Source organism: Vreelandella sp. EE27 (assembly GCF_968206495.1).
The window spans coordinates 2,495,911-2,507,369 of sequence record NZ_OZ309109.1; the positions used below are offsets into that span (position 1 = coordinate 2,495,911).

Annotated in this window: 9 protein-coding genes; all 9 read right to left on the reverse strand. The window is 53.9% G+C overall.

Features of this window, described 5'->3' with window-relative positions; translation table 11 throughout:
* Positions 1-23 precede the first annotated feature (23 nt).
* On the reverse strand, positions 24-875 hold the full coding sequence (locus ACWHVV_RS11830; RefSeq protein WP_447926420.1) for an ABC transporter permease: 852 nt from the start codon (positions 873-875) through the stop codon (positions 24-26).
* Entirely contained in the window at positions 876-3,767 is a 2,892-nt protein-coding gene (locus ACWHVV_RS11835; RefSeq protein WP_447926421.1) for a glycosyltransferase, read from the reverse strand. It lies immediately after the preceding gene.
* Positions 3,768-3,825: 58 nt separating this feature from the next.
* Positions 3,826-4,080, reverse strand: coding sequence for a hypothetical protein (locus ACWHVV_RS11840; RefSeq protein WP_447926422.1), 255 nt, complete (start codon positions 4,078-4,080; stop codon positions 3,826-3,828).
* Between the two features lie 25 nt (positions 4,081-4,105).
* On the reverse strand, positions 4,106-5,272 hold the full coding sequence (locus ACWHVV_RS11845; protein WP_447926423.1) for a glycosyltransferase: 1,167 nt from the start codon (positions 5,270-5,272) through the stop codon (positions 4,106-4,108).
* A 165-nt stretch (positions 5,273-5,437) separates the two neighbouring features.
* Positions 5,438-6,877 (reverse strand): mannose-1-phosphate guanylyltransferase/mannose-6-phosphate isomerase, encoded by a 1,440-nt coding sequence (locus tag ACWHVV_RS11850; protein ID WP_447926424.1) that lies wholly within the window; start codon positions 6,875-6,877, stop codon positions 5,438-5,440.
* 39 nt (positions 6,878-6,916) lie between these two features.
* On the reverse strand, positions 6,917-7,300 hold the full coding sequence (locus tag ACWHVV_RS11855; RefSeq protein WP_447926425.1) for a GtrA family protein: 384 nt from the start codon (positions 7,298-7,300) through the stop codon (positions 6,917-6,919).
* Complete coding sequence (locus ACWHVV_RS11860) at positions 7,275-8,234, reverse strand: glycosyltransferase family 2 protein (RefSeq protein WP_447926426.1); 960 nt, start codon at positions 8,232-8,234, stop codon at positions 7,275-7,277. The genes ACWHVV_RS11855 and ACWHVV_RS11860 overlap by 26 nt, the downstream gene beginning before the upstream one ends.
* 46 nt (positions 8,235-8,280) lie before the next feature.
* The gene (locus tag ACWHVV_RS11865; RefSeq protein ID WP_447926427.1) at positions 8,281-10,068 is read right to left on the reverse strand and encodes a DUF6311 domain-containing protein; all 1,788 of its coding nucleotides are present in this window, start codon (positions 10,066-10,068) and stop codon (positions 8,281-8,283) included.
* Positions 10,069-10,112: 44 nt separating this feature from the next.
* A complete protein-coding gene (locus ACWHVV_RS11870; protein WP_447926428.1) occupies positions 10,113-11,441 on the reverse strand; it encodes an undecaprenyl-phosphate glucose phosphotransferase in 1,329 nt (442 codons plus the stop codon).
* Between the last annotated feature and the right edge of the window lie 18 nt (positions 11,442-11,459).

Genomic DNA, 11,459 nt, shown 5'->3' on the forward strand with positions numbered 1-11,459 from the left:
AGAAGGCCAGTGCTTCGATGGCCTCAAAGCGAGTCGCGCAAATCGCGCTCGGTGCGTTTCAACAGCCAGAAGGCGACACCCAGCAAGACGGTGGTTACCACCATCATCGTTAGCAAACCAACTGCGCCAGGTAGGCGTTGATACAAGATCAATTCTCGGTAAGCATCGATGAACTGAAACATCGGATTCATCTTGATGAGACTCATCGCCTTCTCGGGGATGATGTCTTCAACATAGACGATCGGGGTCAGCCAGAACCAGACCGGGAGGAAGACGGCAACGGCTTCACGAATGTCTTTCAGATAGACGGCCAGAATGGCCAGTGAAAGCCCCAAAGCATAGGTAAAGGCTAGCTGAAGGCCGAGCACGAAGGGAATCAGCAGCCAGTGCCAACTTATGGGAAAACCGATCAGCAACAAGAATATTCCAAAAAAAACCATGCTGATCAGATAGACAACCACTTCGGCCAAGAGGACCGACAGCGGTAGCGCCGCCAGCGACGTATTGATCTTCGTGATCATTCCCGCGCGCTCGACGAATAGATTGGTGATCGTGCTCAGGCTCTTGGCAAACGCCGTCCATGCCAGAATGCCACTAATCAGGTAGATGCTGTAGGAGAATCTGTCCACCTCGGCCCCGAAGCCCTCTAGTCGAGCGCCCATGATCGCCGAGAATATAAGCACGAATACCAAGATGTTGATCAGTGGCGACAGCAATGTCCACACACGCCCTAGTGCAGAGCCTTTGTGACGATCGACAAGCTCTTGGCGGGTCAGCAAAATGATGAGCGGCAAGTGCCGCTGCTGCCAGGTTCGCGCTTGGCATGCAGACCGCTTTAAAGTCGACTTCAGCTTGTGAAGATATTCCAATGCCATTTAATGGCTCCTTGAAGGCGTCCCAGCCTGTGAAGAGAGACTCGGTTCGAGCGAGGGCGTATCTTGCGCACTGGCATCGCAGAGAATCGTGGCTATCCATTGTTCGCTACTTTCTCTCCAGTCCAGATGCGGCATCCCACTGGATGAAACCACTCGATCTTCCTGCCAAGCCACGACCCACTCTTTTATCGACTGAGCCAGTGTTTGCGGCGTATCGGCGCTGAAGTAGCTGGCGTAGGCGCCCGCCACTTCCCTGAAGACAGGAATATCACGGGCTAGAATGGCGATGCCATGACGTGCCGCTTCGATCAAGGGAAGACCGAATCCTTCTCCATACGAGCCCGCCACTAGTACATCGCTTTGCTGATACAGTCGTTCGAGCAGCAGGTCACTTGCCCCTTTTGCCCAGAAAAGCTGTTTTCCCTTACGGGGGTGCTGCTCGATACGACGAAGCAGATCCTCTACCTGCCAGCCCTGCTTACCCACGATCACCAGACTGATATCGAGCCCTTCTTCCCAGCAGTGCTCCAGTGCGTCCAGCACCTGTCGATGCCCTTTCCGAGGCTCGATGGTGCCGACCATCAGTAGTGTCGGCCCTTGTCGTCTTGCAAAGGACTGCAGCCACTGCTGTTCCGACTCACTCAACTCCGTGGCATTTTTCAAGCTCTGTACAGGCGTGAAATCGGCCCCCAGATGAAAATGAGTGACCCAAGGACGATGCCGATTTGTCAGCGGCTGTTGATCGAGAGCCGCCTCGACCTCGTCGGCCACATGCCGAGAAACGCAGGTAATACCATCAGCAAGTTCTACAATCGACGTGAACCACTCGCGCATCGTGGCCGGAATATGCTCCGGAAAACACTGGGGCAGCGTCAGTGGCAGTAGATCATGCACCGTAAAGTAGAATCGCACCCCGTTGGCACGCATACGCCGCATGACATGGCCCGCCTGTTTGAGCAGCGGTGGCGCCCACTCCAAGGTCACATAGCGATCCCCGGGACGCGCCTCAACGGGTATATCCGAGCCCGGAGGCGCTATACCAAGCTGTTCACTGGCGAAACCTCGCGCCAGATAAAAATCATCCCCTCCCCAGCGAATCAGCTCGACCCGCCAGCCTTCAGGGGGCATGCGCATCAAGTGGTCAGCCACTCGACGAGTAACGCGCTCGATACCAGTCTTGAGGTCCTCCCAGGCAATCGTACTCACATCAAGCAGCAAACGCGGCCTACTTTCACCCGGTGTCGTATCCACTTCACTCAGAACTCTTGAGAGAGTTTTGGCCGACTCGAAGTCATCGAGCTGCTCGACCAGCGGTTCATGAGACGCCAGTTGATCGAGAAAGCGTTCGTACTGATAGCGAGAAGCGAGTCGGGGGGCTTCCACGATGGCTTGCTTGTACTGCTCAGCGATGAGCTCTGGGGCCAAGGCCTGCGCAACATAGTTCCGCCCTGCCTCGCCCAACGCTTGGCGCTGCGCATCGTTTGTCACAAGTTCGTAAAGTGCTTGACGTAGCGGACGAATCAACTGCTCTTCGGATAGATCCGCCAACTGCCAGTGACTTTCCAGCGGAAGTTCGGCACTGCTGCCGTGAGCATTGGCAATGACCGCGACGCCGTGGGCCATGGCATCCACGATCGCCCCGGACGTCTCCCCGCGCGACTGTGTGCGAAGTTGTACCGCGATATCGGCAACTTGAAGCCACTGCTGGTATTCCTTGGGCGATGCATAACCGGTCACCGTTACGCGACTGCCTAGCGGGTGGCGCTGTATGCGACGTTCGAGCTTGTCCCCATACTCCCCATTATGCTGCGCACCGACGAGCACCAGACGTACGGACTGACCAGCAAGTTCGCCAAGTGGCTGCTCGTTCGCGGCAAGATCGCCGAAGAAAGCATCAAAGAGCAGGTGAGACAGTTTTTTCGGGTTGATGCCACCGAAACTGGCAACGACTCGCTCGTCGTCCGCCACTCCCAGGGCGTGTCGAGCCGCTTGCCTGTCGAATGCTTCGGGCAGTCGACGCAGATGTGGAATTAGATAGGTAGGTGCAGCGCAGCCCTGACGCCACAGTTTCGCTAACGACCGGGCAAATGCCGAGTGATAGACCATCCCACCAGCGGTTCCGGTTACCATGCCATTGACTGGGTACTGCTCGGCGCCGCGCCCTTTTTTACCCGCCTCGACGTGATCCAGAAGCGCTTTGTAGCCATGATCCTCGTAGAGCTGCCGATACAGGGCATCCGGGCGCATACCGCTTTCGTTGAGCCACCACATGGCATCGAAGAGATAAAAATCGTGTAGGACGACCAAGCCTGGACATTGACGCAACAGAGCGAATTGATAGGCGTGATAAAGTGAATTACCGACCTGATAAAGTGTGTAGTCGAAGGTTTCGGCGCGTTCCAGAAATTCTTCTGCCTCCAGGCATTCGAAGGCGTCACGCAAGGCGTGATCCAGCTGCGGCTGATCGGTCACAAGCGTAATGGTAAAATGCGCTGCCAGATAAGGGAGAAGCTCGGCGCTATAGTTGGCGATCCCCGTGGTCTGAGGCGGCAGTGGAGAAATGAAAGCAAGGGACGGCTTTTCGGCTTTACTGACTGCCGGCTCCGGAATGGAAGTAGGTAGCTGGCAGAGGTCGTGAGTTGCCACATCCATTATTGTCGCGGGTTTTAGCGCAAGCATCATGTGCTGCGCTACCATATCCGGAAGGGCATCACTTACCTCGGCCAGACTTTTCTCTTGGTCGGGTAACAATGTATGGCAATTCCCTGGCGCCACTCCTAGCCGGAAGAGAATACGATGGCACTCCACCAAACTGGCCTGATCCAGGCCGCGTAGCAAGACATGGATCTGCGGGTCCGGCTTCTGCTCGGCAAAAAGGGTCGATAGCGCCAATAGCCACTGCTCTATTGAGTGTTCAGAGTGCCTCGCATCGAGTTTGTAAAGTCTCACGCTATTCATGTACTTCAAGTTTCCTGCGCTGCTGCAAACCATTCAATAAGCGCTGCTGCCGAGTGCCCATTCCTTCCGTTCGGTTGGGCTCAGCCGCCGTGCCCCCGAACCTACCTGCTTGAACCAAGCGAATGACCCACCCCTTGAGCCTCGGAAAGGGCTTCAGTACGCGCTGCCCCGAACGTCTAATAAATGAGTAGCTGATCAGCTTGATCACGATGAAACGCAGTATGCGTTTGATGGTAGCCTTCATCATCCTTCACTCCATGAAATAAGGTCGTTCAGCGATACGTAGCATCGGCAAGCGCTTGATTTACCAGCATCTGCAAGCGCTCGGCGAAGACGTCACGACTGAAAGTCATTGCATGCTGGTTGCATATTGCAGGCGAGAATTCGTGCCGCTCGAAAGACTCTATGGCCTGATTCAAGCTTGCCGGTGTCTGTTCTGGAAAGTGAACACCCGTTGCGTCTTCAGCGTGCTCAAGGCCTTTGACGGTTTCCAGTGCGCCGCCGTGCCCATAAGCAATGACGGGTGTACCACACGCTTGAGCTTCCAACGGTACGATGCCGAAGTCTTCATCCGCGGCGAACACGAATGCTTGGGCACGTTGCATGAGAAGATGCAACTGCTCCATCTCGAGGTAACCGATTAACTCTATGTTCGAATACCCTTCTGCCAGGCGCTTCAAGCGAGCGTGCTCGGGGCCTTCTCCGACTACCTTCAGCGTCCGCCGCGACGGGCCCTGCGCAAAAGCCTCGATGATCAGATCCATTCGCTTGTAAGGCACCAGCCGTGAAGCCGCCAGGTAATAACTGTCCCGTTCGCCTTCATAAAGAGCGAAACCTTCGGTATCGACCGGAGGATAGAGCACCTCGGCATCGCGGCGATAATATTTCGCTATCCGCTTGGCAACATTACACGAGTTGGCGAGAAAGACATCGACTTGAGTCGCAGTGAAATAATCCCATTGGCGTAAACGCTTGAGCGTTTTGCGAACGTATTGCTCCATACCGGGCAGACGGAAGTTGGCGTCTTCGAGATAGGCTTCCTTCATATCCCATGCATATCGCATGGGCGTATGACAGTAACAGATATGGAGCTGGTCCGGATGGGTAATAGCCCCTTTGGCAACGGCATGGCTAGAGGATATGACGAGATCGAAAGCACGCAAATCGAACTGCTCAATCGCGTAGGGCATTAGCGGCAAACAGTGACGATAGAAGCGGGTAGCGAAAGGTAGACGCTGAAGCTTGCTTGCATGAACCTTGTGGCGGATCAGCCAAGGCGCCTTTTCGTAGTCGAGCGTGTTCACCAGAGTGAAAATTTCTGCCTGGGGAAACACTATCGCCATCCCCTCGAGCACTTTCTCGGCCCCGCCATTTACCACCAGCCAGTCGTGAACGATAGCAACGCGCAAGTCTTGAGAAGGTGTAGGGGATGATTGCATGCAGACCGGATTCCATGTCAGCCAAATAGAGCGCCATAGCTTAAAGCAAGCGCAAGACAAGCTCCAGCCTATGAGACACCCATCCCCCCTCCTGAAGAAGGCCGGCATATCTTCCATACCGGCCTCAAGAGCTAACGCTAGTACTTCTCTGATGAGCTATACAAGCTACTTGCGCCCGTACTCGTCGTTGTAGCGTACGATATCGTCTTCACCCAAGTAAGAACCGGTCTGGACTTCGATCAGTTTCAGGTCGATCACCCCCGGATTCTCTAGTCGATGCACCGTGCCAAGAGGGATGTAGGTGGACTCGTCCTCGGAAAGCAGAAAACTGCGCAGCTCGGACGTATCACCATGCCCCTCACCCAGGGTCACCCGAGCAGTCCCTTGAACGACCACCCAGTGCTCGGCGCGATGGTGATGCATTTGAAGGGAGAGCTTGGCGCCGGGTTTGACGACGATTTCCTTAACCTGAAAACTATCTGTAAGCACCATGGTACGATAGTGCCCCCAGGGGCGATAGATCTGCTGGTGGGACTGGTACTCCTTGCGACCAGCAGCCTTCAAGGCATTAACGATCAACTTGGTGTCTTGTGCTTGTTGGCGATCTGCGACGAGAATCGCATCGTCGGTTTCCACGATGACGAGGTTATCAACACCGATTGCAGCAACCAAGCGAGACTCGCTGAAAACAAGACTGTTGCAAGTATTGTGAAGCAGTACATCACCATGAACGGCATTACCATGCTCTACATCGTTTCCGGAGTGCAGCTCGTGAAGAGCGTCCCAAGCGCCGATATCGCTCCAGCCAGGCGCCATGGGAATTACCGCCGCTTCCTTGGTATGCTCCATCACGGCATAGTCAATGGATTCGCTACGGCATTTTGCGAAGGCATCCTTCTCTACTCGTAGGAAATCCATGTCTTCGGCACGGCTCTCGAAGGCTGCCCTGCAGTTGGTCAGGATATCAGGCGCATGGGCATCCAAAGCTTCCAGGTAGCGATTGGCCTTCATGAGGAAGATACCGCTGTTCCATAGGTATTCACCACTCACTCTGTAAATCTCGGCGGTCGACGCATCCGGCTTTTCGACGAACGCATCGACGCTGAAACCGCTTTCGAGCGCTAGCCCCTGCTTGATATAGCCATACCCCGTATGCGCCGATGTAGGCGTGATACCAAAGGTCACCAGTTTGTCCTGCTGGCTGAGCAGCCGTCCTTTAAGCACCGCCTCGGCAAACTTGTCAACGTCCTTGATGACGTGATCGGCAGGCATGACCAAAAGTTCGGCCTCCGGGTCGATCTCGGCAGCGGCCAAGGCGGCAAGCGCTAGCGCGGGCGCGGTATTTCGCCCAGCCGGCTCCAGAATGATCTGGCTATTTTTCAAGCCGAGTTGCTGCATTTGCTCGGCCACCAAAAAACGGTGCTCCTCATTGCAAACGATGATGGGCTCACCCACATTGGCAATACCGTTTAGACGCATTGCTGCTTCCTGCAGCAGGCTAATGTCATCCTTGTGCAAGTTCAAAAACTGTTTTGGATAATACTCACGCGATACAGGCCAAAGCCGCGATCCCGAGCCGCCTGATAAAATCACCGGTATAACCATAAATTCCTCAAAAAGATATCAAAGTAGCGAAGTTGAGCTTCAGTGTTTAAAGACCCAATACCTTGAAAGCACGTAGCTTATACCAGCCGCCACAATCACGGCTGGCGCAATGGCAAAGCCTCCTTTCAAGCCTATCGCCAAAGCCCCGCTAAGCGCCAGGTTGTTGATGGCAAACCCTAGAAAGGACATTACGCAGAAACGCCATAGCTTTGCATTGCGCCGAAAGGTGATGCGCTGGTGTCCGATCAAGGAGACGGTAAAGGCGATCATATAGGCTAAGGCGTTGGCTGCAAACTCGTGAAGCCCCGACCAGAGCGTGACCGACACCACCCCCACGAGGAGATGGGTCAGCGTCGCCGCCAAACCAATCGCACCGAACCGAAGGACCTGCCCAAGTTCAGTAGCTGTTGATATATTCGTCACTCGTCTCTGCCACTATGTAGAGAGGTCGCTGTTTGCTTTCAATGAAAAGCCGGCCAATATACTCGCCCAGAATACCGATGGATAGCAGCTGCATGCCGCCAAAAAAGAGCACCGCGGTCATCAGGGATGCATAACCCGGTACGGAGCGGCCGAAAAACAGCACCTGACCCACGATAGTCACGATGTATATGAATGAAAAACAGGCAATGAAGGCGCCAATGTAGGACCAAATCCGCAATGGCAAAGTGCTAAAGCCAAACATCCCGTCCAGCGCAAAATTCCAGAGCTTCCAGTAATTGAACTTGGACTGCCCTTTCGCCCGTGCGGGGCGATGGTAAGGCACCCCGACGCTGCTGTAGCCCACCCAGGCATAGAGCCCCTTCATGAACCGATTGCGCTCTGGCATTCGTCGTAAAGCTTCGATCATTCGGCGGTCGATCAAGCGGAAATCGCCGGCATTCTGCGGAATCGAAGTATCCGTGATGCGATTGAAGAGGCGATAGAATCCACTCGCCGAGTGACGTTTGGCAGCCGTATCGTCAAGACGCTCGGTGCGAACGCCGTACACCATATCCACAGCTTGCGTCTGCCAAATAGAGACGAACTCGGAAATAAGCTCCGGTGGATCCTGCAAGTCCACATCGATGGGCACCACCGCGTCTCCCTGTGCACTCATCAGCCCGGCCGTCAATGCCGCCTCCTTGCCGAAATTACGGCTTAATGCAATAAAGCCAACGCGGCCGTACATCTCCGACAGCCGCTTCAGCTCATCTAGCGTGCCATCCATCGAGCCGTCATCGACCAGAAGAATGCGCCAGCGCCAAGTAGAGTCTTCAAGTAGACGATGAACACGTTCAACGAATGTGGCCACCATTTCGACTTCATTAAAGACCGGAACGACAAGCGAAATGAGGGGATCAGCTCTAGTGTCCATAAAAACCTTTAAGTGCTTAAACTTATCTCGCTCAGCCAACAGAACATCAGGGCCGCCACACAACCGTGACACCATCAAGTCTCGCGCATCTCCACCCCTCCAGACCACATGCATCCATGCCGAGCGTATCATCGGTAATCAGATACACATGCCCCGCCGGGAGACCACCCTGCTCGAGGGCCTGACGATAAGGCTGAGTCGCGGCGGCTACTTGCCGTGAATCAGTCTGGGCCACATAGGCGACGTTGATGGTCGAATGGTTAACGGCCGCCAACCAGACAAAGGGCTTGATGGCCTCAAGCTCCTCCCCGGGAAAAACGATGAAACTGTCGTTATCCGACCAGACGCGTTCCAGCGTATCGTCTTTCAATACCTCGTAAGCAAAGGGGTCATGGCGACTGGCCACCATCTGCCCTTGCATCTTATCATGCACCATCTGGTAGAGACCTTTTAAATCTGCAACTTGCAGGACCAGGGCCACCACCAGCAATGGTAGTAAAAAACACCTTTTTATATTCAAGAAAAGTTTAACAAACGTTATAAGCAACGCTACATAAAGCAACGGCCAGACCATGCGGCCGCTGGAACGAAGATATGGCTTGAGGGGCTGAAACAAAATGTCGTAATGAAGCGAGACACTCCACTGCCCCACTGAAAGCTCCCCAGCAATGGCAAAAGCAAACAGCAGCAGCGAGGCTACCCATACCGGCCCCCAGTGATGATCAGTGGGTTGGATGCCAACCACCTCCCTCTGCACGATACGCGCTCGACTCATCCACAAGCGAAGTACGATACTTGCCAGCAGCGATACCCACAGCAGCATCACTCCAGCACCTACGTAGGCCATGCCCTCATACTGCCCCTCCCGGGCAGCAATCCAGCCGGGAAAAAAACTCGACAAAGAGGTAAAGTCATCGCTGAAGAACCAGCCCGTCGACAAAGGATTGAAAAATGTCAGCACCTCGGCGGAGTAGCGGCTGTAATCTTCCCCATCTCCGCCTTGATAGGTTGAATGAAAATAGCCTACTGCCCACATGACACAGCACACCACAACGGGCGTAGAAAGACCGATTAGCCACCATTTTTTATAAGCGACCATAAGCTTTTTGATGGCAAGGGGACTGGAGACTCCGTCATTGGCACGAACGTTTTTCACCATTTCGAGACTCCGCCAAAGCCACCACACTGACCAGAAAACTCCTACCATGAAAAAAAGATAAAAGTGTGTCAGAACAGCCCCTATCAGCAACAGGAGCCATTTGAAACCATGTCTTCCAGTCGGCGTTTTTTGAGTGAGACAGAAATCAATGGCAAGCAGAATTAACCAGTGGGCAGTCAAGGCTTCATGCCCTTGTATGCCTATACCACGAAGTACCACGACAGAAGTGCCTGCAATGAACAGCGCACCGAAAAATCCTACATGGACAGGCGCTCCCAAGCGTAACAACAACCGACAGGCTATCGCGCCGTTCAGGCAGAAGCTAGCTGCCATTACCAACCCTAGATATTGAAAATCCCGCGGGAGGAAGCCATCAAACAGTTTGAGAGGAAGAGCCAATAAAGGTATGGAGTCTGTAAAGACGATGCTCGTTGAAAATTCCGTGGCGAGATTATGAATTGCTCCGAGCGGCCACCCCCAAGGCTCTTGGCGAAAAAACTGCCACCCAATGTGGTGTTGAAAGGTATCGTTCTCTCGTAGTAGCCAAGCGACGTTACGAGGATCTAAAATATCACCATACAAATAAAATGCCATCAGCAGGGGAAAAACACCGGACAATATGATGGCAAATCTTTCGCTACGCTTGCGCCCACCTAAAGCATGCATCGCCTTCATCCTTGCCTGCTTTTCTCGACTCCAGATTCGAGTCGACTTCCGAGCTAGGGCTGTCGATTGACGAAACCATGCGTAATCGTCATAACCAGTATTTTCAGATCGAACCCCAGTGACCAACGCTCGATATAATAGATATCATACTCGATCCGCTTCTCCATGAGCTTGACGTCATGAGTAATCCCGCGCAATCCATTGACCTGCGCCCAGCCTGTCATGCCTGGTTTTACCCGGTGGCGTTGCATGTACATATCGATATGATCTTTGTAATGATCATTGTGATCCATGGCATGAGGCCGAGGCCCTACCAGTGACATGCGTCCCTGCAAAACGTTATACAGCTGTGGCAACTCATCGAGGCTGGTACGGCGTAAAAAACGGCCCATAGGCGTGATACGAGCATCACCGTGAGCCGCTTGCTGGGTGGAAGCACTATGATGCAGGCGCATGGTTCTGAATTTGTAGATTTTGAAACGCTTGCCATCCAGACCGTGTCGCTCTTGCTTGAAAAGCACCGGCCCTCCCATGCTTCCCCGGATGGCAAGCGCCACTACCAGCATGAGCGGGCTGAAAAGAATGAATAGGATGAGGCCCAACACTCGATCTTCGAGTAACTTAACGACTCTCATGGGTCCATTGAGCGGGGTATAGTTGAGCTCCAGTGAGTAAAGCCCGGCTACCTGCGTAATTCGATGATTGAGCAGCCGAATATCGGGCAGGTCTGGAAAAAAACGGATACTGGCGGGTATGCCAGCCAGCAAGCGCATCAAATGTCGAACCCGGTTCCCCTGTACCAAGGGGTAGCCCAGCCAGATCTCATCGAAATCGCGCTGAAACACGTTGGCTTTGGCAAACGCAGCCACCTCGTGGAAAAATGCGCTATCACACTCATCAATATAATGACCAACGATGACGTAGCCTGCATGAGGCAGCTCGACGATCTTTTCTTCCAGCAGCGCAATGTTCGCTTTCTTACCCACCAGAAGAACACGCTTTAGGTTATGCCCTTTTGCGCGCAACCTCTTTAAATAGCTGTAAAGCAGTGTCCGCATCGTGCTGCCTGCTACCAGCACGCCTAGTGCTGCCCCCCCCATCCACAGACGCGAAAAACTCTGGGTCTCCTGCATGGCCAACAGCAGCAGGCTCAATAGTGCAATCGTGACGAGCCATGACAGCAAATACAACCCCAGCATTGTATAGAGGCTGCGACCACGCCAAGGCTGATATAACCCGAAGAGTTCGCCCACGGCGGGCAGCAGCAAGCTGCCGATCAGGACAAGAAACAGGTAGTCGCTGCCCTTTGCGTCTACATGAGGCATTAACCACAGCACAACAAAAGCAATTGTGATGGCGATACTTGCATCGAAACAACGCATGGCTCGCCTTAACCACTC

Coding starts and splice junctions, on each gene's coding strand:
- ACWHVV_RS11845 (WP_447926423.1), bottom strand. CDS start 5,272: ATGCAATCATCCCCTACACCTTCTCAAGACTTGCGCGTTGCTATCGTT.
- ACWHVV_RS11865 (WP_447926427.1), bottom strand. CDS start 10,068: ATGAAGGCGATGCATGCTTTAGGTGGGCGCAAGCGTAGCGAAAGATTT.
- ACWHVV_RS11870 (WP_447926428.1), bottom strand. CDS start 11,441: ATGCGTTGTTTCGATGCAAGTATCGCCATCACAATTGCTTTTGTTGTG.
- ACWHVV_RS11840 (WP_447926422.1), bottom strand. CDS start 4,080: ATGATGAAGGCTACCATCAAACGCATACTGCGTTTCATCGTGATCAAG.
- ACWHVV_RS11850 (WP_447926424.1), bottom strand. CDS start 6,877: ATGGTTATACCGGTGATTTTATCAGGCGGCTCGGGATCGCGGCTTTGG.
- ACWHVV_RS11860 (WP_447926426.1), bottom strand. CDS start 8,234: ATGGACACTAGAGCTGATCCCCTCATTTCGCTTGTCGTTCCGGTCTTT.
- ACWHVV_RS11830 (WP_447926420.1), bottom strand. CDS start 875: ATGGCATTGGAATATCTTCACAAGCTGAAGTCGACTTTAAAGCGGTCT.